Raw genomic sequence first — 21,316 nt, 5'->3', positions numbered from 1 at the left:
TATTTGCACAGCCCCTTCAAGTCGATAGAATAGAGCCATTCAATTTTACTACTGTGAAGTTATGGCCAAACCAGATAAGCAAGTCGATACACTTAAAGTTCCTCCCCATTCAATAGAAGCTGAACAATCTGTTTTAGGTGGCTTAATGCTTGATAACCAAGCTTTTGACCGCGTAGCGGAGCTTGTTGTATCACAGGATTTTTATACCCGCACGCACAAGTTAATTTTTGAGGCGATGACGGCACTTGCTGAGATTGGCGATCCGATAGATTTAATCACTATTTCTGAAAGTTTAGAAAAAAATAATAAGCTGGCAGGAATTGGTGGCTTTGCTTATTTAGCAGAAATAGCTAAAAACACGCCAAGTGCCGCTAACATTGACGCTTACGCAAGTATTGTACGCGAACGTGCTGTTGTACGTGAAATGATTGGCGTAGCGAACGAAATTGCAGAAGCCGGCTTTAACACCGAAGGACGTACCAGTCACGACTTACTCGATTTTGCCGAAAGCAAAGTGTTTAAAATAGCTGAGCAACGAACAAAAAATAATGAAGGCCCGCAAAGCATTCATAGCATCCTCGAAAAAACCGTTGATAAAATAGAAGAGCTTTATCAATCACCACAAGATGGTGTTACGGGTGTAAGTACAGGTTATGCCGATCTTGATAAAATGACGACGGGCTTACAGCCTTCTGACTTAATTATTGTTGCAGCGCGTCCATCTATGGGTAAAACCACTTTTGCGATGAACCTTGCAGAACATGCTGCAATGACTCAAGACAAACCAGTATTAATTTACTCTCTAGAGATGCCTTCAGAACAAATTATGATGAGGATGTTAGCGTCTCTTGGCCGTATTAACCAAACTAAGGTACGTACTGGTCAATTAGATGATGACGATTGGGCACGACTTTCATCAACAATGGGCTTGTTGATGGAAAAAGGTAAAATGTACGTTGATGATGCGTCGGGCTTAACACCTACCGATGTGCGTTCACGTGCAAGGCGTATAGCCCGTGACCACGGTGGCATTAGTATGATCATGGTCGATTACTTGCAGTTAATGCGTGTACCAAGCCTTGCTGATAACCGAACGCTCGAAATTGCTGAAATTTCACGTTCACTTAAAGCACTAGCAAAAGAGCTAAAATGTCCGGTTGTTGCGCTTTCGCAGCTTAACCGTACGCTAGAGCAACGTGCCGATAAACGTCCTATTAACTCAGATTTACGTGAGTCAGGGTCGATAGAGCAGGATGCCGATTTAATCATGTTTATTTACCGTGATGAAGTTTATAACGAAGACAGTACTGACAAAGGTATTGCCGAAATTATCATAGGTAAACAACGTAACGGCCCAATTGGTAAAGTGCGTTTAACATTCCAAGGTCAATTTTCTCGCTTTGATAATTACGCGGGACCAGCGGTAGATGACGATTACTAATGCGCTTAGCCACTGCTGAAATTAATTTAGCTGCACTTGCGCATAATTTAGCGCAAGTTAAGTGCTTTGCACCTAACAGCAAAGTAATGGCGGTGCTAAAAGCAAATGCTTACGGGCATGGTTTAGTAACGATTGCGCAGCATTTAAATAATGCTGACGCATTTGCTGTGGCGCGTATAGATGAAGGGCTTGCCCTTCGAGCTGGGGGCTTAACAAAGCCAATAGTTTTACTAGAAGGCTTTTTTAACAAAGCCGACTTACCTATTTTACTCGCTAATAACTTTCAAACTATTATTCATGACGAATACCAATTAGCCGCGCTTGAAAAAGCAAAGCTCGATGCGCCAATAACATGCTGGTTAAAAGTAAATACAGGTATGCATCGACTAGGTATTGCGCCAGAGCAGTTTGAAGAGTTTTATAACCGCTTACAAAAAACACCTAACGCCAAAAATACCGTTAATTTAATGACCCATTTTTCGTGTGCTGATGATGTTGATAATGCCAAAACGGTTCAACAAATCACGTTATTTGATAACTTAGTGAATGGCATTGACCAAGCACATTGTTTATCAAATTCTGCTGGTATTATCGCGTGGCCAAGCGGCCATGGTGATTGGGTACGCCCTGGGCTTATGCTATATGGCGTATCGCCAATGGCAAATAGTATTGGGCAACAACATAAATTAAAACCAGTTATGCGCTTAACTACGCGCGTAATTGCAGTGCGTAATGTACCAGCCAATGAGGCGGTAGGGTATGGCGGACGTTGGAAAAGCGATAAACCAACCAAGTTAGCTGTTGTGGCTATGGGTTATGGCGATGGTTATCCTCGGCATGCTAAAGAGGGCACACCAGTAATAATTGGTAAGCAGCGTTATGGTATTGTTGGCAGTGTTGCTATGGATATGATTAGCGTAGATATAGGTGCTAATGAGCACAATATTAAAGTGGGCGACAGAGTCACTATGTGGGGCCCTGAGCTACCAGTTGAAGAAATAGCATTATGCGCTGATACTATCCCTTACGAGCTATTATGTAATATTACACCGCGCGTAAGTTATGAGTATCAGCGTTAATACAGCTATAAAGCGGTATTTACTCTTTTATAAAGTAAACGTCGCTAAAGCCCATACGGGCAAATTCTTGGTCGCGAAAGTTACGAACAGAAGCAGACCCTTTTGAGGTCATTTCTATTTGCTGTACCATGCTTAAGTAATTAGTTAGATCAATACCTTCGGCGGCAGCAATTGCTTGATACATGTCGTGGTATTTATCTTTAGCGAAATTAATCTCGCGCGGTTCGTTTTTATATTTGTAGGTTATTCTACGTGCCATTTTAAGCTCATTTCAATTGAGTGTTGCAGCGATTTTACACTGTATTTAATAACGGCTCTAGCATTGAATGACTTGTTGTAATCGGTAATTAAAATAAAGAGTCAAAAATGAAATTATCAGTAGAGATCAGTAAATACCCACTTCACCAAGATTATATCCCGTTTATTCAGGGCTTTATTGACAGATTAAACGAATACGATGATTTAAAAGTGATTACTAACACGTTATCAACGCAAATTTTTGGTGATTACGATTTAGTAATGCAGGTGTTAAATACCGAAATTAGACGTTCATATGAAGAATTTGGTAAAGCTATTTTTGTATGTAAGTTTCTCTCTGGCGACTTATCGCCTGAATAACCTATAATACCAACCTGCATAAATATTTGATCAATTTAACGAATTAAATTGCACTATAACGTCATTAAAATTTTTTATTTAGAACAACTAGATACAAAAATTTTTGCCTAGTTCTAGCGTAATTTTCTTAACGTTAAATAGACCCCGTATATAAGCAGATTGGTATAACAATCGGCACAACTAAACGGTAATTGCATAATATGGACTTTTTAACACAAACCTTAAGTGGTTTTACAGCAATGTCGCATTGGGAGTATATTGCGGTAGGGTTGTCGATGGCTTATTTATTATTAGCAATAAAAGAAAGCTTATGGTGTTGGCCTGCGGCATTTTTTAGCACGCTCATTTATACAATAATGTACTGGAATGGCGCATTACTTATGGAGTCGTTACTTAATTTTTATTATATGTATATGGCTGTATTTGGCTGGGTTGTATGGCGTAAAGGCAAAGCTGCAAATTTAAATATTACATCGTGGTCGATAAACCGTCATGCTGTTTTAATTAGTTTAACAACCGTAGCTGCAATAGTTATTGGTTACGTTATGCAAAATTATACTCATGCCGATTTTGCTTATCTTGATAGTTTTACAACATGTTTTGCCGTAGTAACTACTTACTTAGTGGCTAAAAAAGTCCTCGAAAACTGGCTGTACTGGATTGTAATAGATGCCGCTTCTATGTATTTATATTACGAAAAAGGCTATTACCCAACGCTAGCACTCTTTATATTTTATACCATTATGGCAGCGTGGGGCTTTAAAACCTGGTACGAAGAGTACGAACAAAGCCAAGCTAAGCCTCTAGCACAGCTTTAATCAATGATTGCCCATACTCAGTTAGTAAAAATGTGTAGTGCGTTTATAGAGCCTACAAGCATTGTTTCAAGCGAGCGATTACTTAATGGCTTTAGTAACGATAATTTTTTAATACGTACCGAGCAACAAGGGTATTTGTTAAAGTGTTATAAAAGCCATTGGCCAAGTGACGGCCTTGAAGCGCAGCGCTTTTTAAGTGACTTTAATATATGTCCTGCGCCTATTTGGCTTGATAAAGAAAACGGTCGTGCGGTATTTAATTATATTGAAGGCAAGAGCGCGCAATCGGATATAACGCTTAGCTTTATTAATAAACTTGCTCAAGTGCACAATTACAAAGTGTCTACCGCGCCAATGGATATAGCTAAAGAGCTTCATTTTTATCAAAGCACCGACGTCTATACGCAATATAAACCTCAAATAGAGAAGGCACTCAAAGCCGTTGCAGCTATGTCATTTAATGCAGGCTTTTGTCATAACGACTTAGTAAAAGATAACATTATTGTAAATGCTTCAGGCATGTATTTAATTGACTTTGAATATGCACAAACTAATGATGTGTATTTTGATTTGGCAGCCCTTGCAGTGAGCTTTAATCTTAATGAGAGCAGTGAAAGTGCATTGTTAAATAACTATAAAAATAGTATCGATAAAACAAAAACGTTTAATCCTTCAATGGATAAGCTGAATTACTATAAGCTGTTTTTTTTAGTGTTATGTATTGGCTGGTATGAAGAGCGCAGCATAACTAGTAAATCTGTAATGTTACGCGCGCAGCTAACTAAACTCGTTAATAGTACTTTTTTATAGATGTTAAAGACCACCAAAGCGCTCGGCGAGCTCTTTGTATTTTGTTACTTCGGCTGTATCAAATTGTGGTTCACCATTTTCATCTTCTGATTTAGCAATTAATAAACTTTCTCTAGAGAGACGTTTTACACGCTCTACTTTTACACCTAAAAACTCAGCAACTTGCTCAGTAGACATTAAACTCATCATTATTTCCTCGTATTAAATCCATCCGCACAGCGACAATCATAGTTTCAATGTTACTAAACCGTTACTGTTTCCTATTCAATAAGAATAAATAGCGTGTTTTTAAGCCATTGTGAAGTGTTTTATTTAAAAGAGTTTAATTAATAAGCATATAAGCTGATGTTACTGGTATTTATTTAAAGATCTCTTTATCATTGCTGATGCTAAAGCACTGATATCGCGAGTTGGTGTGGCGGCAACAAATGTGCTCTCGTGGTGAAATGGATATCACGTGGCCCTCCGGAGGCTGAGTTGTAGGTTCGATCCCTACCGAGAGCGCCATTTGCTTTTACATCTACTAATATTCCCCTCTATATTATCTAGCTTCTCATTAATTACTTTTATATTTAAAAATGTATTACTGCATAAATTTTGAAATTTTATTGTAAGAACAGCTTTCTAGTTATTTATACAATGCAAAATTGCATTATTCAAAATGTTATCTAACGTTATGTATGCATATACGACGAAATTATAAATGAGGAAAACCGATTCAATGTTAAATAGTCAGTTAGAAATACTCGCTCAAGGACATGCTTATCTTGAAAGTGTAACTAAAGAGGATTATTCGCAAATCGTTGCTCCTAATTTCATTAGTTCAGCTGGGTCACATATGCGCCACATTATCGATCATTACCAATCTTTAATGACGGGCTTTGGTATAAATAATATTGATTACGATAGTCGCCTACGCGGCAGCAATATTGAAAGTAACCCCTGTGAAGCTATAAAAAAAATTGCAGAGATAGCATCGTGGATTGAACAGCTAAGTACAGATGATTTTAATAAACCGCTGTTACTTTCAAGCGAAGTATCAATTAAAAGTAAAAATGTACAAACTGTAACAACCTCATTAGCACGAGAGCTTATATTTGTAGGAAGCCATGCAGTACATCACTATGCGATGATTTCACAAATTACCTTTGCACAAAAAGCATCATTCGACCAGAACTTTGGGTTAGCACCAAGTACAGCCACTTTTTTGAGAGAAAAAAGCCAACAAAGCCAATTAAAATCACTGCAAAGTTAATATGTGCACTTTAAGTTACTTCCTAACTGATGATGGCTACGAGTTGTTTTTTAATCGTGATGAACAAAAAACGCGAGAAATGGCAATCGCCCCGAGTAAGCACACAGGTAACGCAATTTACCCTATCGATCCGCAAGGGGGTGGTACTTGGCTTGGTGTATCGCATTGGGGGCAAACATTAGCTTTATTAAACGATTATCAAAGTGCATTTGATATAAATGCCGTAAAGCACAGCAGAGGCCTCTTAATCCCGCATTTACTAAGCAATAATACCCCTGCATTGTCTCAATTAAAAAATATGGATTTATCGGGTTACGCGCCTTTTAAATTGTGTATTTTTCCGGATAAATTATCGCTAAATAATGGTCACATCGCTTTTGTTCGATGGGACTCAAAACAATTAATCGATTGCCAAGTTGAATCGCTTGCAACGTCATCTGGCGTTGAGCTAGAAACAGTTACACAAAAGCGTAAACAACAATTTAAGCAATTTATTGACTTAAGATATCCTGCAAGTGAGCAGTTTTTAGCATTTCATTACAGCAAAGCTGATCAAGGCCAATATGGTGTAAATATGCAAAGAGAAGATGCAATGACAGTCAGTATTAGCCATATTAAAGTTGGTAACACTATACGCTTTAATTATTTTGATAAGCAGTCTCAGCTCATTAGCAGCATTAGTTGTTTAAAAGTGGCTGCAGCTTAACTAAATATTTTTATAGCTGTTACATAACTAAAAAAGTCGACGCAATTAGTTGCGTCGACTTTTTTGTTGCTCTATTTTCATCTGCAGTATTAATACAGCAGGTGAAAATTATGAGTGATTTATATAATCATCTTTTTTATCACCAAGGTAGAGTTTAAGTAGCTTTTCAGGCGCACTTGGTAGGTGCACACTTAAAAGTAATCCTGGGGTGTGATTAAAGTTACTGTCAATTCCCATACAATGAAATTGAGCGCCTAGCTTATGATATTGCTTTAATAAAATCGGTATGTCTTTTTTATCTTCTTCTATTCCCATAACCAATGTTGATACATGATCTATGTTTAACGTGTGATCAATAATGAAGTCTTCAAACTCTGGATGAATTTTATTATTAAAAGGCGTATTGGCGCTAACACCTTGTTTATTATTAACCATTGCATGGTCAATAATTGCGACAGAACGAGGGTCGTAAAGCTTACTTAATGAAACCGTGCCATATAAAGTCCTATAACGTGGGTTTTGCGCCATAAACGCACCGATCCCTTTAAATAGCAGTAATAAGCCATGGTAACTGCCTTGATGTTTTTGAACTATAAACGAGCGACCCATTTCCAAGCACGGCTGTTGTTGATTAATAAAAGAGGGTTCAAAATTAAACATTTGCGATAAATAAAGGGCGCTCACGTCGCTATTTTTTTGTAATAAATCAGTTTGTCCAATTCGATAAGCTCCAATGATCTCTTCATTTTTATGATCAAAAATAAATAAATGCATGTAGCTTGCGTCAAACTTATCGGTATCACATGGCTCACCGCTTCCTTCGTTCAATGTACGAAAGGTTATTTCTCTAAGGCGTGTTATTTCAGCAACACAATTAGGTATTTGATCTTGATAACCGTAATAAACGGAGTAACTTTTAAAGTCTAATAAGTGCTGCTCGCTTGGTAAGCTAGCAAGTTCACTCGTCATTTTTGTTTTATCAACATCCTGCATAATCGCTTTTAGTTGCATTGATTGGGCATCGTCTTGCCAAGGTGTTACAAAGCGTTCATCGTTTAAATAGCAAAGCAGGCGCGCAATATCGTTAATGTCGTCAGTTTTCTCAAATTTATTTAATAACTTAGGTGTAAGTAAATTACCAGCACCTAAATTAATGGACCTTTTTTGAATTTTAAGTAATTCACGTATTAGCATTAATAATCTAAATCGGTAGTAAATACGTCCCAAATTGTAAAACATAGGGCTATTTTGACCACTAATAAACACAGGTAATAAAGGGGCTTGTGTTTTTAAGGCTAGTTGAGCCGCTAAGCGATTCCATTGACCGTCGGTTACACGTTGTTTTTTTGATTGAAAAAACGAAACCCTGCCAGCAGGAAAAACCACAAGTAAACCATCGTTATTTACATGTTTAAAACACTGTTTAATTGCACTGGTGTTAATGGCTGCTTTTGGTTTTAGCGGATTGGCAAAAATAAAATAGTCTTTAATTTCTGTAAATATTTTTAAACCAACGTTAGCCATTACTTTAGTATCGCTACGATAATGGGTGAGTAATTTAGCAATTATTACGCCCTCAATCATGCCATAAGGGTGGTTACATACTACTATGCAAGGGCCTTGCTTAGGTATTTTGTTAATAACACCTTGTGCGCCAAGTACATTAATACCCAATACATTTAAAAGCTTTTCACTAAACTTCTGCTTATCTAAACCCGATAAATTATTAGAGAGGTATATATCACGCAGTTTATTTATACCTAGTAAGCTATCGAGCAGTGGAGCGGCTACTTTTAATATATGACCCAAAGGCGAGGCTGTGTTTATTGCAGCCACACTTAGGTTTGATACGGGGTGGTTTAGTTTTGTCATATATTAGTACTCTTAAGAATTTAAAGCAGTTGTTATTAAGTGCTGTGTATATTGAGACCGAGGCAAAACAATATTATGTTCAAGAAAGGTTAATAAAGTTCGCTTTTTTATAATGATTAGATAAATTTTATAGCTAAATCACCTGCTTTTTAGTGATAAGCAATTTAGTGTAGTTGAGATGAAAGCGTTTAATTATTAAAAAGTAAAATAATCAGAATTACAGTGCAGCTCTAATAGGGCTGTAAATAATGGTTTTAGTTATATATAACTACTTACAACTCAAAAACTAGACTTTTAGGCTTAATTAATGCTATTTAAGGTACATATTCCTTAATAGAAAAATCCCGCCTTTATGCTAATTACTTTGCCCGTGTCTGAGCTTACTCCTGGTATGTATGTTGATAGCGTTACTAAGCAACATGAAGGGATCAATAGCATAAAAATTAAGACCAGTGGCTTAGTGCGCGATAGATCTATTATTAAGCGTTTAGTTTCCGAAGGGGTGCTTGAGCTGCTTATAGATTTTGCTAAAGGTGATGCCCCAGTTCCTGCCAAATATAAGCCTCAAAGCAAACCTAAAACATCTAATAGCCAGCAAAAAGCCGAAAAAACACCTATAGCAATCTCAATTGAACAAGAATTTGCTAAAGCGAGTGTCAATTACGATCAGCATGGCCGAAAGCTACAGTCGTTATACGGTGACTTAACATCTGGCCTGAGTGTTAATATAAAAGTGCTTGATGAAATAGCCAGCGAAATAGTCAGCTCAGTTTTTCGTAACGCCAACGCCATGACTATTCTTACTCGTATAAAAGATAAACACAGCTATAACTGGCGGCATATGATCAACTGCGCCATTTTTACCGCTGTATTTGCTAAATACTTAGGGTACAAAATGGCTGTTGTGCAAGAGCTTGCCATGGGCGCGTTACTTCATGATTTAGGCCAAGCTAAATTACCGCAGGGTATATTTTCAAAGCCAACTAAGGTTACTAATAATGAGCTCTTAGCGATTAAAAAGCATGTAGCGCAAGGTTTGGGTTTAGTTAAAGGCGAGAAGGGTATAACACCCCTTATGCTTGATATGATAGTGAATCATCATGAGCGCTTAGATGGCTCTGGTTATCCGCGAGGCCTACAGGCAGAGAAGTTAAGTCGTCCAGCGCGTATAATGGCAATTGTAGATGTGTACGATGCAATGACTGCCGATAGAATGCATCAAGATGGTGATGAACCAATCAACGCATTGCGGTACTTATTAGCCAATAAGCAATTGTTTGATGGTGAGTTAGTACAGCGTTTTATAAAGTGTTTAGGGGTTCATCCAGTAGGAACTATTGTAAAATTAACGAATGAACGTTTAGCTTTAGTGCTTGAAGGGAACGTATTAAATCCTATTAAACCTAAAATTAAGCTATTTTATAATGCTAAGCACAATCATCATGTTACACCGAAAGACATCGATTTAAGTGAGCACACCCAAGAGCTTAAAATACTATCAAGTGTTAAGCCCTTAGATTATCAGATTAATTTGTCTCGCCTGCTAAAAGAGCATTTGTTGAACTAGTTTTACTGCATTGCCTTTTTTTAGTTTGTTTTGCAGAAATAAACGCACCCAAAAAGCAATTTCCCATCAGTGTTAACCATAACAAAGTGCCTAGCTCTACGTGCAATGCAAAACAACACAGCGCTAAAGATATTAACGCATTTAACATTGCCCCTAGCCAATAATGGTTTACGGGGTTATCGCATTGTCCTGCTTGAGTACATGCGCAGTAGTTTGCTTTGTAAAAGCAAAACACACTCGCCCCACAAAATATTAGCCCTGTAATAATAAATAAAATGATCACAGTTTTACTTCCATTGCGATTTTATAATGAGTGTAAGTTGCTACTAATTTCAAGTCAATCTAAATGATAATTAATTACATTTAGAGTTTTTGCTCTAATACCACACTTCTAGTCCGATGAGTTTTAAATTACCGTTAATTTGTCGTTAAAATGTGGTTAAAAACCGGTTTTTTTGCTGTTTTTTGACACTTTCATAGAGTTTTTTACAAAAAATTAAGGTAGTGTAGCCAAGTTTTAAATCCTAATAACAACACACATAGTACCCAGACAGTCAGTTTGGTTAAGGACTCAACAATGAAATTTTCTAAAACTCTTATTGCAGCTTCGCTTGCATTTGTTTCAGCTGATAGCTTTGCAGCTGCGTTTCAATTATCAGAGCAAAATGCATCGGGTTTAGGCCGTGCATACGCTGGTGAAGCTTCTATCGCAGACGACGCGTCTGTAGTTGCACGTAACCCTGCACTAATGACTTTATTTAAAGAAAAGCAACTAAGTGTTGCTGCTATTGGCGTAATCCCAGATGTAAGCTTAGAAGGTGAAGGCGCGCCAACTGGTATTGATCAATCTTCATTAGATGACGATAGCATTGCACCAAGTGCAGTGGTACCAGCAGCTTACTTTACTATGCCTTACAACGATAAAGTATCGCTTGGTTTTGGTGCATTTTCTAACTTTGGTTTGTCAACTAAATTTAATGATGACTACGCCGCAGGCCAGATTGCGGGTGAGACTGAGATTTTTACAGTTAATATGAATGCAAGTGTTGCCTATAAAGTAACTGAGCAGTTTAGTTTTGGTGTTGGCCTAAATGTAATTTATGCTGATGCAACTATAGTTCGAAAAATAGGTGTAAACCCTTTTGGCGTTCCAAGTTCAACGAACGTTGTTGATCTTGAGGGTGATGATACTGGCTACGGCTTAAATGTTGGCCTAATGTATCAACTTGATGAAAATAGCCGTTTTGGTTTTAATTATCGTACAGAAACAGATATAACATTTGAAGGAACTTATTCAAGCGCTGCACGTGGTATCGCTGAGCGCTCAGGTTCTGTTGATATTACTCTACCCGCTATCGCTGAATTTTCTGGTTCACATCAGTTAGATGAAAAGTTAGGTTTACACTACAGCGTACTATGGACTGGATGGAGTAGCTTTGACAAATTAGAAGCTGAAGTTGGTTTACCACCAGAGCAAGGTTTTGAAAAAACAGAAGACTTCTCTGACTCTTTCCGCTACTCAGTAGGTACTGATTACCAGTTAAATGAAGACATACTACTTCGTGCTGGTGTTGCATTTGATGAGTCGCCGGTATCACAAACGCACTTATCAATCTCTATTCCTGATACAGACCGTTTCTGGTTCTCGTTTGGTGGTAACTACACAATTGATCAAAACTCTAATGTTGATCTTGGTGTGAGTATTATCCGTGGTAAAACACAAACGTTTACAGAAACTGATGACTCAGGTAGTCAGTGGGCTTTTGAATCTAAAGGTCACGCAGTACTAGTTGGTGCTCAGTACAACTACAAGTTTTAATGTAGAAGTGTCTTGTGGTTAATCACAGGGCACAAAAAAGCCGCTCACTTTAATTAAAGTGAGCGGCTTTTTTAATGCCTATTAAATAGTGTTAATAGGCATTTTATGAAAGCTTATAAACTTTCTATTTTAGTTTTTTGCTCAAGTAGCTTAGTTTTAGCATCGCTAAACTCAGCTAGTTTTGCATTTTCTTTAGCAAGTACAGCTTCTGGTGCGTTGTTTACAAACTTTTCGTTAGCGAGTTTGTTTTGCACTTGTGCTAGGCCTTTTTCTGCTTTTTCGAGTTGCTTATTAATACGCGAAAGCTCGGCTTCCACATCAATTAAGCCCGCCATTGGGATCATGATCTCAAGGTTGCCAACATAAGACGTGGCACATGCTGGTGCATCGTCTTTGTTTTCAAGCATTGTAAACTCTTCAATTTTTGCAAGTGATGCTAAAAATGATTTGTTTTCTTCAATGCGTCGCACGTCGTCGCTCGATGCATTAGCAAGTAATACGCTAAGTGGTTTACTTGGACTAATATCCATTTCACCACGAATATTACGAATAGCTAAAATGAATTGTTTAACCCACTCTAAGTCGTCCATTGCTTTAGCATCAACGCTTGCTTCATTATATACAGGGAACGGCTGAACCATAATGCTGGTGTTTGCTGTTTCAAGGCCTGCAAGTGGTGCAACACGCTGCCAAATAGTTTCAGTGATGTATGGCATCATTGGGTGCATTAAACGCAGTAAGCTTTCAAGTACGGTAATAAGTGTATTACGTGTACCACGTTGCTGCGCTTCATTACCTTTAAATAATACCGGCTTAGTTAGCTCTAAGTACCAATCACAAAACTGGTTCCAAGTGAATTCGTAAAGTGTGTTAGCAGCTAAGTCAAAACGGTAGTTATCTAAATGCTCTGTGTAGGTTTTAACGGTTGCTTCATATTGACCTAAAATCCAGCGGTCAGCTAATGAAAGCTCCGTTTGAGCACCGTTTGCAAAACCACAGTCTTGCTCTTCTGTATTCATTAATACGTAACGGCTCGCGTTCCATAATTTGTTACAGAAGTTACGGTAACCTTCAAGGCGGTTCATATCCCAGTTAATATCACGACCGGTAGATGCCATTGCAGCAAGGGTAAAGCGAAGGGCGTCGGTGCCGTGTGCTTCAATACCGCCTGCAAATACTTTACGCGTATCTTTTTCGATTTTAGCGGCAAGTTTTGGCTGCATCATGTTACCAGTACGTTTTTGTACTAGGTCTTCAAGTTCAATGCCGTCAATCATGTCTAGTGGGTCAAGTACGTTACCTTTTGACTTAGACATTTTATCGCCATTGTCGTCACGTATTAAGCCAGTTACATACACAGTTTTAAACGGGACTTGTGGTTTGCCATTTTCGTCTTTTACAAAGTGCAGCGTCATCATAATCATGCGCGCAACCCAGAAGAAAATAATATCAAAACCAGTTACCAACACGTCAGACGGGTGGAAGGTTTTTAAATCATCGGTATTTTCTGGCCAACCTTGTGTAGAGAACGTCCAAAGCGCTGATGAGAACCACGTATCAAGTACGTCTTCGTCTTGGCTTAGTGTTACACTATCTGCAATGTTGTTTTCACGGCGTACTTCAGCTTCGTCGCGACCAACAAATACGTTACCTTCATTGTCGTACCAAGCTGGGATACGGTGACCCCACCAAAGCTGGCGTGAAATACACCAATCTTGTACGTCGTTCATCCACGAGAAGTACATGTTTTCGTATTGCTTAGGTACAAATTGAATATCGCCATTTTTAACAGCGTCTTTTGCAGGTTCAGCAAGTGGTGCAACACGTACATACCATTGGTCGGTAAGTAGTGGCTCAATTACCACGCCAGAGCGATCGCCGTAAGGAACCGTTAAACCATGGTCTTCAATTTTTTCAAGTAGGCCTAGTTCTTCAAATTCTGCCACAATTGCTTTACGCGCTGCAAAACGATCAAGCCCGCGCAAGCGCTCAGGAATTGGCGCATCAAACTCAAGCTCTTTACCGTCAAAGGTGTATGTTTCACCTTGGGTTAAAATAGCGGCGTCTTTATCGAAAATGTTGATCATCGGCATTTGATGACGCTTGCCCACTTCGTTATCGTTAAAGTCGTGCGCTGGGGTTATTTTTACACAGCCCGTGCCTTTATCTTTATCGGCATGTTCGTCAGCAACAATTTTAATACGACGATTAACGATAGGTAATAAAATCTCTTTACCGATTAAATCTATGTAGCGTTCGTCATCAGGGTTTACTGCAACACCCGAGTCGCCAAGCATGGTTTCTGGACGCGTAGTTGCTACTACAATGTAGTCTTTTCCATCTTGCGTTGTAACGCCATCAGCTAGTGGGTAACGTAAGTTCCACATGTGGCCTTGCTTGTCTTTGTTTTCAACTTCAAGATCAGAAATAGCCGTGTGTAATTTTGGATCCCAGTTTACTAGGCGCTTGCCTCGGTAAATTAGGTTTTCTTTGTGAAGGCGTACAAACACTTCTTTAACAGCTTCAGATAAACCATCATCCATTGTAAAACGTTCACGATCCCAATCAACAGATGCGCCAAGGCGGCGAAGTTGCTTAGTGATAGTGCCGCCCGATTCTTTTTTCCATTCCCAGATTTTATTAATAAAATCTTCGCGGCCTAAATCGTGGCGTGTTTTGCCTTCTTCGGCATGCAGTTTACGCTCAACTAACATTTGCGTTGCAATACCTGCGTGGTCAGTACCTACTTGCCATAATGTGTTGTTACCTTGCATACGTTTAAAACGCGTTAGGGTATCCATTATTGTATCTTGGAAGGCGTGGCCCATGTGTAAGCTACCAGTGACATTTGGCGGCGGGATCATAATTGAATATGGTACGCCTTTGCCAGATGGCTTAAAGTAGCCTTTTTGTTCCCAGTCTTGATATAGAGACTGTTCAATATCTTGCGGATTGTAGGTTTTATCCATTACACAGAACCTTAAATAAGTACTTAAATTAGTTGGTTAGTTTGCCTGATTGGCTAGCTATTAATATCTTGCGTGGTGAGATTGGCACCGAGTTGGCGTAGCTTTTTAAAACGCTCGCGGGCTGCTTGTTTAGCCGCTGCTTCTACGGGTACAAAATCAAAAACTTGGTTAAACCGACGAATGTAATCCGGTAACTGAGTAGCCAAGTTAATTAAAACTTTACGATTGCCAACAGGTGGCGTAATACCAATTTCTACAGGTGCGCCGCCTTTAGGGCCTTCACCTTGTAAATTATGTGGCACAAAACTATCTGGATCGAATGCCCAAATTATTTCATCAATGGCACAGGCAGCTTCGTTATCGTTAACACAAATAAACACACGCTGCCCATTTCGATACTGATCGGCCGCAATTTGAGCAGCCAAAGCAAAATGATCGTCAGCCTTCGCTTTAGACTCATCTTGTTGCTTTAGAACGAAAAATTTAGCATTCATGTTCATTGTATCGGGGTTTCCCATGACATTGAATGTATACCAAATTGATATACATAAATTAAGAGGCAGATTTTGCCATATAACGGGGTTTGCTTCAATTAATACACAAATAAATAAGGCGCCAAATGGCGCCTTATAAATAGCTAAACAGTGTGTTTAATCTTGAGCGGCTTCACTTACGCCAGCTCTATTTAATAAATACTGAGTAAGCATTGGTACAGGTCGACCCGTTGCGCCTTTTTTAGCGCCACTGCGCCACGCTGTACCGGCAACATCTAAATGCGCCCAATGATACTTTTTAGTAAATTTAGACAAGAAACATGCCGCAGTAATAGTACCCGCAGAGCGTCCACCTAAGTTTGTAAAGTCAGCAAATGGGCTTTCTAGCTGATCTTGATAGTCATCCCATAACGGTAACTGCCATGCGCGGTCGCCACTTTGCTCAGACGCTTTTAATAAATCGTGTGCAAGTGGGTTATGGTTTGATAGTAAACCAGTCGCATGCGCGCCAAGGGCTACAATACAAGCGCCAGTAAGTGTTGCTACGTCAATAACCGTATCTGGATTAAAGCGTTCAACGTACGTTAGTGCGTCGCACAATACTAAACGACCTTCAGCGTCGGTGTTTAACACTTCAACTGTTTGCCCCGACATTGTTGTTAAAATATCACCTGGGCGATACGCGTTTGAGCCAGGCATATTTTCACAACCAGCTAAAACACCAATAACGTTAATTGGCAATTGCATTTGTGCAAGTGCACGCATTGCGCCAATAACACCTGCAGCGCCGCCCATGTCGTATTTCATTTCGTCCATGCCTTCGCCTGGTTTTAATGAAATACCGCCTGAGTCAAACGTTAAGCCTTTACCAACAAGTACAATAGGGGCTTGGTCGTCAGCGGCGCCTTTGTAGTTAATAATCGACATAATTGATTCGTTATCACTACCTCGGCCAACAGCTAGGTAAGAATTCATGCCTAGTTCTGCCATTTGCTTTTCGCCAATAATATCAACAGTGATGTTGTCAAAATTAGTTGCCAACTCTTGTGCTTGCTCGCCTAAGTACACTGGGTTACAAATATTTGGTGGCATATTAGCCACGTCTTTACACAGCTTACTACCTGCAGCAATGGCTAAACCATGCTCAATGGCACTTTCGCCAATCGTTAGTTCGCGTCGTGTTGGTACGTTAAACACCATTTTACGAAGTGGACGACGAGGGTCTACTTTTTTACTTTTTAATTGGTTAAACGTATATAAGCAATCTTGCGTTGTTTCTACTGCTTGACGAACTTTCCAGTAAGTGTCGCGACCTTTAACGTGTTGCTCTGTTAAAAAGCAGACTGCTTCCATAGAGCCTGTTTCGTTTAAAGTATTAATAGTTTTAGAAATAATTTGTTTATATTGCTTATCATCAAGCTCGCGCTCTTTACCACAACCTACAAGCAATATGCGCTCGCTTAATACATTGGGTACATGATGCAATAATAAAACTTGGCCTGGCTTACCTTCTAAGTCGCCACGGCGAAGTAAATTAGAGATATAGCCATCACTAATTTTATCGAGTTGTTCACCAATGGGGGATAACCTACGTGGCTCGTAAACGCCAACCACAATACATGCGCTGCGCTGTTTTTCTGGGCTACCACTTTTTACGTTAAATTCCATTGTCACTCCTGATTTTGAGTCATTTAAGTTAGTAAGTTGGGGCTAAAAAAGTATTTTCTAGTCTTATCTACGTAACTTATGTAAGGATAATTCTTATTTTAGCTGATTTTGCTAGACTCTTACTGTGTAATTGAACTTTATATGCTTAAGGGCTACTAATGCAACATTATATCGTGCACTTAGGTAGGATAATTAAATTTGATGGCTTATAATAATAGCCTATTTGCCGGTATTAATTGGGTAAAATAGCTATTTAACTATTCAATTCTCACTATCGTAGTGAAATTCCATGTTTAACAGGGGCGAGCATTGCTAATTTTCCGTTATTTGACCGCTGAGGTTTTAAAATCGCAGGTCGCCGTATTTTTAACTTTAATGACAATATTTTTGTCACAAAAGTTAGTTGGTATTTTAGGTGATGCCTCTGAGGGCAGCATTCCTGCTAAATTAGTGCTATCGATGATTGCACTAAAGCTTCCACAACTAGCCTCGCTAATACTTCCGCTGAGTATATTTTTAGGCATTATTTTGGCTTACAGCCGTATTTACGCCGATAGCGAAATGACCGTCCTTAAAGCCTGTGGCGTAAGTGAATGGTATGTTGTGCGCGTAACGCTTATATCAAGCGTTGGGCTTGCCATATTAGCCGCTGCATTGACTATGTATATAGCGCCGTGGGCAAGCGAGCAAGAGTATCAATTGAAAGAACAAGCCAAAGCCGATGCAGGGTTATCTGCACTCAGAGCTGGGCGGTTCCAAGAAACCGGTAACGAAAAAGCCGTGGTGTTTATTCATAATATTGAAAAAGGCGGCAAAGAGCTCAATAAGGTATTTGTTGCACAGTTACCTGATAGCGAAAAAGGCAATCTAGCGCGCTTAGTATATGCACAGCAAGGTGTTGTGGTTGAGGCCGTAAATGGTGAGCAACAGCTAGTACTAACAGACGGTAAACGTTACGAAACAGACGGCACAACGCCTGCACTTAATTTAACAGAATTTGACGGTTACAGCGTACAAATACGAGAACAAGAAATAGAGCATCAACGCCGTAAATTAGAGGCTGTGCCAACTAACCAATTATTGGCTATAAACACTCCTGAATCTATTGCTCAATGGCAATGGCGACTCGCTATTCCGTTATCAATCCCACTACTTACCTTACTGGCAGTGCCGCTAAGTGTGGTTAATCCTCGCCAAGGTAAATTTGCAAAACTAGTGCCTGCTATTAGCTTGTACTTAGGCTACTTTATTTTACTAAATGCCGCTAAATTTGCAGTTGAAGATGGCAAAATCCCGCCTTCAATCGGCTTGTGGTGGATTCACCTAAGTGCCCTGTTTATAGGTGGGTTATTAATTATAAAAGGGCGACCACTGGGCGCTTGGCTTAAAGCCGTTGTAACTAAGCGGGAGTTAGGCTCATGATGAAAACGCTTGATTGGTATTTAGGCCGCAGTATTTTACAAACTACCGGCTTTGCATTGTTGGTACTTGTTGGTATTAGCACCTTAATTAAATTTATCGACCAGTTAAAGTCGGTAGGGCGCGGCAGTTACGACTTAATGACCGCAATGCTTTACACGCTTTACACAATACCTGGCGATTTAGTGGTGTTTTTTCCGATGGCCGCGCTAATTGGTGGCTTAACGGGTTTGGGGGCACTTGCCTCAAACAGTGAGCTGGTAGTGATGCAAGCCGCTGGTATGTCGCGCTTACAAATAATTGGTTCAGTGATGAAAACGGCCATATTTATGGCTGTATGCATGATGGCACTTGGCGAATGGGGTGCACCTGAAGCGCAATTACACGCTAAAGAAATGCGAAACCAAGCAATACATGGCGGCGATGTGTTTAATACACAAAAAGGTGTATGGGCTAAAGACGGCAATAATTTTATTAATATTGAAGATGTTGATGAAAACGGCAGGCTCAACGGGGTACACATGTACCACTTTGATAAATCGCTAGAGCTTACCCAAATTACTAAAGCAAGAGATGCACTGAGCCGAAAAGAAGGCTGGCTACTTCGTGACGTAAATAAGGTTATTATTACTAGCGAAAAAACCACAACAGAGCAATTACCAGAAGAGTTTTACCCTTCGCAGCTCACAGCTGAAAAGTTAGGGGTTGTTTCGGTAAAACCGGAGTCACTTTCATTTACTGGGCTTTGGTCGTATTTAAGTTACTTAGAGCAAAACGAACAAGACACAAGTACCTATGAGCTTGCTCTATGGCGTAAGTTGATGCAGCCAGTATCTGTTGCGGTAATGCTGCTGGTGGCGCTCTCGTTTATATTTGGCCCACTACGTACCGTTACTATGGGCGCACGTATTATTATGGGTGTTGTAACGGGGATTGTGTTTCACTTAACTAATGAAATATTTGGCCCTGTCGTTATGGTTTACCAAATACCTGCCATTATAGGGGCGGTATTGCCCAGTATTATATTCATAGGCTTTGCGACATATTTGATGAATAAACGGGTATAGATTTACCTATTCAAAGCATGAAAAAGGGTGACCACTGGTCACCCTTTTTGCTTTTTAATTACCGCTTAACTACCGCTTAACTACCGCTTAACTACCGCTTAACTACCGCTTAACTCACGATTTGAAAAGTTGGTATTAATCAAGCTCACTATAAATACGTCTGTTTTCTTCTTTAGTAAGTGCAATAACTTCTGTTTTAGAGATGTAATCTTGCAGTGCTTTTTTGTTTTTAAAATCTACTAACACCACCAAATTACCTAAACCGAGTAAAGCGCTAACGCTGCGGATAATTGATTGTGGCCAGCTAATTAAATTACCCTCAATAGTTTGTACTTTTAAACGCCATGCACGCATGCCAATGGTTTGCCCGCTTTTAGTCCAAAAGTAGCCAAAAAATACTAAGGTAACAATAATTAAAAGAGCGGTACGAATACCCGAAAGAAGATTTGAGTTCTGAATAAAGGCAGATACATCCTCTGCGCCATTTAAACTAATTACATCGAGAGAAATAAGCCCTTGAACGGCAAATAAATACAGCACTACAGTTAACATCGCAAACGCAATAATGGCTAACGTATCGTAAACTAACGACGCAAAACGGCGCCAAAAACCAGCACGTGGAAACTCACCCGACATAAATACACTCTCACTATTAATATGCGAGCTAGTTTAGCAAAAAAGCTTACAAATACTAAGACATGTTAATGTTTAGAGAGGGAATTGATTTTATTGCTTTAAGTTATTACCTATAGGGGAAATGAAAAAGACCCTGCTATTGGTAGCAAGGCCTTTTAATTTATAGCGGATTTAACCTAGCTTTATAGCGAGGTATTTTATGTCGTCACCACTTATTTGCGGTAAAAAATAAATATCGCCGTATTTAAAATACTGCTGCGAGTTAATTATTACGGCCTGTGCTGCCTGAGGCAATGAATCGTAAGTTTGGCCCAAGCTATAATCATTCACATTACCCACTTTTATTGCCTGATTAAGACGGGTTGGTGGCTCATCAACCACTGTATAACCGTCATTATTTGCGACGTAATACACGTTTTGATATGTGTAGTAGGTGGTATTGTGATGCTTAAAATGCCTGTAATTTCTTGGTAGCGTATTTATACGCAGGCCTCTAGGTGGCGTAACTACGTGGTAGCCTCTTTTAGCTTTACGGTAGTAAAGGCCGTCGTTAAACGTAAACGAAATACCATTAAATCTAATCGATGCGCTATTGCGTGGTAAATGGTTTATAAATCGATTTTGTCTGTAAGCGACTGAATTATTATGGTTTGTTAAGTAGTTATATTTGCGCTGGTTGTAGCGGTATTGTTCACGCTTTTCCTGCTTGTACTTAGCAAGTTTACGTTTTTCTTGCTTTCGGTCTTCTCGTTTTTCTTTTTTATGCTCAATACGTTGCTTTTTTTCATGGCGGCGTTCATCGCGTTTATATTCAATACGTTTGTCGTGGTCACGTTTAAAGCTTTTATCATTCTCTCGCTCGTTTTGTGCTCCAAGCGCAAAGCCTGATACTGCGCCAATGGCGAGCAGTGCAGGTAGTAAAAAAGTAAGTTTCATAGTATTGCCTCGTTTATGTTTTTACATAACTGGGTTCAATACTAGCGGTTCAAACTGAATGTTAACTGACATACAACAGCAAACGGAGCTATGCTTACAGCTTTTTACATTTTACTGACGGTTCTTGACATAATCTCTAGTT

General features: G+C 39.3%; 20 protein-coding genes and 1 tRNA gene. 12 read left to right on the top strand and 9 right to left on the bottom strand.

All coding sequences use genetic code 11. The features are described 5' to 3' along the window. Positions 1 to 61 precede the first annotated feature (61 nt). A complete protein-coding gene (dnaB, locus tag I6E85_RS09450) occupies positions 62 to 1,441 on the top strand; it encodes a replicative DNA helicase (RefSeq protein ID WP_007587308.1) in 1,380 nt (459 codons plus the stop codon). Continuing rightward, positions 1,441 to 2,520: an alanine racemase gene (gene alr, locus I6E85_RS09445; protein ID WP_007587306.1), complete on the top strand. Its 1,080-nt coding sequence runs from the start codon at positions 1,441 to 1,443 to the stop codon at positions 2,518 to 2,520. The genes dnaB and alr overlap by 1 nt, the downstream gene beginning before the upstream one ends. 19 nt (positions 2,521 to 2,539) lie before the next feature. Here alr and I6E85_RS09440 read toward each other — a convergent pair whose 3' ends face one another. Then, positions 2,540 to 2,779 (bottom strand): DUF2960 domain-containing protein, encoded by a 240-nt coding sequence (locus I6E85_RS09440; RefSeq protein WP_007587305.1) that lies wholly within the window; start codon positions 2,777 to 2,779, stop codon positions 2,540 to 2,542. Between the two features lie 107 nt (positions 2,780 to 2,886). On the opposite strand from I6E85_RS09440, the gene I6E85_RS09435 reads away from it, so the two are divergent. The 3 genes from I6E85_RS09435 (at position 2,887) to I6E85_RS09425 (ending at position 4,766) form a co-directional block, all read left to right on the top strand. Further along, positions 2,887 to 3,138 (top strand): hypothetical protein, encoded by a 252-nt coding sequence (locus tag I6E85_RS09435; RefSeq protein ID WP_165735846.1) that lies wholly within the window; start codon positions 2,887 to 2,889, stop codon positions 3,136 to 3,138. A gap of 200 nt (positions 3,139 to 3,338) precedes the next feature. Further along, positions 3,339 to 3,956, top strand: a complete 618-nt coding sequence (gene pnuC, locus I6E85_RS09430; RefSeq protein WP_007587303.1) for a nicotinamide riboside transporter PnuC — start codon at positions 3,339 to 3,341, stop codon at positions 3,954 to 3,956. Positions 3,957 to 3,959: 3 nt separating this feature from the next. Next, positions 3,960 to 4,766, top strand: coding sequence for a phosphotransferase (locus I6E85_RS09425; protein WP_197236870.1), 807 nt, complete (start codon positions 3,960 to 3,962; stop codon positions 4,764 to 4,766). A 3-nt stretch (positions 4,767 to 4,769) separates the two neighbouring features. Here the strand turns inward: I6E85_RS09425 and I6E85_RS09420 are convergent, their stop codons facing one another. Further along, positions 4,770 to 4,952, bottom strand: coding sequence for a hypothetical protein (locus I6E85_RS09420; RefSeq protein WP_007587299.1), 183 nt, complete (start codon positions 4,950 to 4,952; stop codon positions 4,770 to 4,772). 246 nt (positions 4,953 to 5,198) lie between these two features. Here I6E85_RS09420 and I6E85_RS09415 point away from each other — a divergent pair. The 3 genes from I6E85_RS09415 to I6E85_RS09405 all read left to right on the top strand — a co-directional run bounded on the left by I6E85_RS09415 (position 5,199) and on the right by I6E85_RS09405 (position 6,727). Continuing rightward, a tRNA-Arg gene (locus I6E85_RS09415) sits at positions 5,199 to 5,273 on the top strand. Positions 5,274 to 5,487: 214 nt separating this feature from the next. After that, positions 5,488 to 6,021 carry a hypothetical protein gene (locus tag I6E85_RS09410; RefSeq protein WP_024589710.1) on the top strand — a complete coding sequence of 178 codons (534 nt, stop codon included), beginning with the start codon at positions 5,488 to 5,490 and terminating at the stop codon, positions 6,019 to 6,021. Between the two features lies 1 nt (position 6,022). After that, positions 6,023 to 6,727, top strand: coding sequence for an NRDE family protein (locus I6E85_RS09405; protein ID WP_024589711.1), 705 nt, complete (start codon positions 6,023 to 6,025; stop codon positions 6,725 to 6,727). Positions 6,728 to 6,835: 108 nt separating this feature from the next. On the opposite strand, the gene I6E85_RS09400 is transcribed toward I6E85_RS09405, so the two are convergent. Further along, complete coding sequence (locus I6E85_RS09400) at positions 6,836 to 8,599, bottom strand: lysophospholipid acyltransferase family protein (protein WP_024589712.1); 1,764 nt, start codon at positions 8,597 to 8,599, stop codon at positions 6,836 to 6,838. 352 nt (positions 8,600 to 8,951) lie between these two features. Between I6E85_RS09400 and I6E85_RS09395 the strand changes: the two genes are divergently transcribed. After that, complete coding sequence (locus tag I6E85_RS09395) at positions 8,952 to 10,166, top strand: HD domain-containing phosphohydrolase (RefSeq protein ID WP_007587289.1); 1,215 nt, start codon at positions 8,952 to 8,954, stop codon at positions 10,164 to 10,166. Here the strand turns inward: I6E85_RS09395 and I6E85_RS20980 are convergent. Next, positions 10,126 to 10,449 (bottom strand): hypothetical protein, encoded by a 324-nt coding sequence (locus tag I6E85_RS20980; protein WP_024592106.1) that lies wholly within the window; start codon positions 10,447 to 10,449, stop codon positions 10,126 to 10,128. The two genes, I6E85_RS09395 and I6E85_RS20980, sit on opposite strands and share 41 nt — an antisense overlap. A gap of 294 nt (positions 10,450 to 10,743) precedes the next feature. Here I6E85_RS20980 and I6E85_RS09390 point away from each other — a divergent pair, with 294 nt between their 5' ends. Continuing rightward, a complete protein-coding gene (locus I6E85_RS09390; protein WP_024589713.1) occupies positions 10,744 to 11,985 on the top strand; it encodes an outer membrane protein transport protein in 1,242 nt (413 codons plus the stop codon). Between the two features lie 113 nt (positions 11,986 to 12,098). Here the strand turns inward: I6E85_RS09390 and I6E85_RS09385 are convergent, their stop codons facing one another. The 3 genes from I6E85_RS09385 to pepA all read right to left on the bottom strand — a co-directional run bounded on the left by I6E85_RS09385 (position 12,099) and on the right by pepA (position 17,116). Then, positions 12,099 to 14,954, bottom strand: coding sequence for a valine--tRNA ligase (locus I6E85_RS09385; protein WP_024589714.1), 2,856 nt, complete (start codon positions 14,952 to 14,954; stop codon positions 12,099 to 12,101). 53 nt (positions 14,955 to 15,007) lie between these two features. Beyond that, positions 15,008 to 15,454 (bottom strand): DNA polymerase III subunit chi, encoded by a 447-nt coding sequence (locus tag I6E85_RS09380; RefSeq protein ID WP_007587285.1) that lies wholly within the window; start codon positions 15,452 to 15,454, stop codon positions 15,008 to 15,010. Between the two features lie 150 nt (positions 15,455 to 15,604). Next, positions 15,605 to 17,116 (bottom strand): leucyl aminopeptidase, encoded by a 1,512-nt coding sequence (gene pepA / locus I6E85_RS09375; protein ID WP_007587283.1) that lies wholly within the window; start codon positions 17,114 to 17,116, stop codon positions 15,605 to 15,607. Between the two features lie 309 nt (positions 17,117 to 17,425). Between pepA and lptF the strand changes: the two genes are divergently transcribed. Both lptF and lptG read left to right on the top strand, forming a co-directional pair. Continuing rightward, a complete protein-coding gene (lptF, locus tag I6E85_RS09370) occupies positions 17,426 to 18,538 on the top strand; it encodes an LPS export ABC transporter permease LptF (protein ID WP_007587281.1) in 1,113 nt (370 codons plus the stop codon). After that, on the top strand, positions 18,535 to 19,602 hold the full coding sequence (gene lptG, locus I6E85_RS09365; protein ID WP_007587278.1) for an LPS export ABC transporter permease LptG: 1,068 nt from the start codon (positions 18,535 to 18,537) through the stop codon (positions 19,600 to 19,602). The genes lptF and lptG overlap by 4 nt, the downstream gene beginning before the upstream one ends. A 135-nt stretch (positions 19,603 to 19,737) precedes the next feature. Here lptG and I6E85_RS09360 read toward each other — a convergent pair whose 3' ends face one another. Both I6E85_RS09360 and I6E85_RS09355 read right to left on the bottom strand, forming a co-directional pair. Beyond that, positions 19,738 to 20,238, bottom strand: coding sequence for an RDD family protein (locus tag I6E85_RS09360; protein WP_024589715.1), 501 nt, complete (start codon positions 20,236 to 20,238; stop codon positions 19,738 to 19,740). A 171-nt stretch (positions 20,239 to 20,409) separates the two neighbouring features. Beyond that, positions 20,410 to 21,174: a DUF6515 family protein gene (locus I6E85_RS09355; RefSeq protein WP_197236869.1), complete on the bottom strand. Its 765-nt coding sequence runs from the start codon at positions 21,172 to 21,174 to the stop codon at positions 20,410 to 20,412. Positions 21,175 to 21,316: the final 142 nt, after the last annotated feature.

Origin of the sequence: Pseudoalteromonas sp. NZS71, assembly GCF_015864715.1 — a bacterium.
GTDB classification, from domain to species: Bacteria; Pseudomonadota; Gammaproteobacteria; order Enterobacterales; family Alteromonadaceae; genus Pseudoalteromonas; species Pseudoalteromonas arctica.
This window is presented reverse-complemented; position numbering and strand designations above follow the sequence as displayed.

What these genes read in the sequence shown, in the direction of transcription:
- dnaB (WP_007587308.1), top strand. Translation starts at nt 62, where the DNA reads ATGGCCAAACCAGATAAGCAAGTCGATACACTTAAAGTTCCTCCCCAT.
- alr (WP_007587306.1), top strand. Translation starts at nt 1,441, where the DNA reads ATGCGCTTAGCCACTGCTGAAATTAATTTAGCTGCACTTGCGCATAAT.
- I6E85_RS09440 (WP_007587305.1), bottom strand. Translation starts at nt 2,779, where the DNA reads ATGGCACGTAGAATAACCTACAAATATAAAAACGAACCGCGCGAGATT.
- I6E85_RS09435 (WP_165735846.1), top strand. Translation starts at nt 2,887, where the DNA reads ATGAAATTATCAGTAGAGATCAGTAAATACCCACTTCACCAAGATTAT.
- pnuC (WP_007587303.1), top strand. Translation starts at nt 3,339, where the DNA reads ATGGACTTTTTAACACAAACCTTAAGTGGTTTTACAGCAATGTCGCAT.
- I6E85_RS09425 (WP_197236870.1), top strand. Translation starts at nt 3,960, where the DNA reads ATGATTGCCCATACTCAGTTAGTAAAAATGTGTAGTGCGTTTATAGAG.
- I6E85_RS09420 (WP_007587299.1), bottom strand. Translation starts at nt 4,952, where the DNA reads ATGAGTTTAATGTCTACTGAGCAAGTTGCTGAGTTTTTAGGTGTAAAA.
- I6E85_RS09410 (WP_024589710.1), top strand. Translation starts at nt 5,488, where the DNA reads ATGTTAAATAGTCAGTTAGAAATACTCGCTCAAGGACATGCTTATCTT.
- I6E85_RS09405 (WP_024589711.1), top strand. Translation starts at nt 6,023, where the DNA reads ATGTGCACTTTAAGTTACTTCCTAACTGATGATGGCTACGAGTTGTTT.
- I6E85_RS09400 (WP_024589712.1), bottom strand. Translation starts at nt 8,599, where the DNA reads ATGACAAAACTAAACCACCCCGTATCAAACCTAAGTGTGGCTGCAATA.
- I6E85_RS09395 (WP_007587289.1), top strand. Translation starts at nt 8,952, where the DNA reads ATGCTAATTACTTTGCCCGTGTCTGAGCTTACTCCTGGTATGTATGTT.
- I6E85_RS09390 (WP_024589713.1), top strand. Translation starts at nt 10,744, where the DNA reads ATGAAATTTTCTAAAACTCTTATTGCAGCTTCGCTTGCATTTGTTTCA.
- I6E85_RS09385 (WP_024589714.1), bottom strand. Translation starts at nt 14,954, where the DNA reads ATGGATAAAACCTACAATCCGCAAGATATTGAACAGTCTCTATATCAA.
- I6E85_RS09380 (WP_007587285.1), bottom strand. Translation starts at nt 15,454, where the DNA reads ATGAACATGAATGCTAAATTTTTCGTTCTAAAGCAACAAGATGAGTCT.
- pepA (WP_007587283.1), bottom strand. Translation starts at nt 17,116, where the DNA reads ATGGAATTTAACGTAAAAAGTGGTAGCCCAGAAAAACAGCGCAGCGCA.
- lptG (WP_007587278.1), top strand. Translation starts at nt 18,535, where the DNA reads ATGATGAAAACGCTTGATTGGTATTTAGGCCGCAGTATTTTACAAACT.
- I6E85_RS09360 (WP_024589715.1), bottom strand. Translation starts at nt 20,238, where the DNA reads ATGTCGGGTGAGTTTCCACGTGCTGGTTTTTGGCGCCGTTTTGCGTCG.
- I6E85_RS09355 (WP_197236869.1), bottom strand. Translation starts at nt 21,174, where the DNA reads ATGAAACTTACTTTTTTACTACCTGCACTGCTCGCCATTGGCGCAGTA.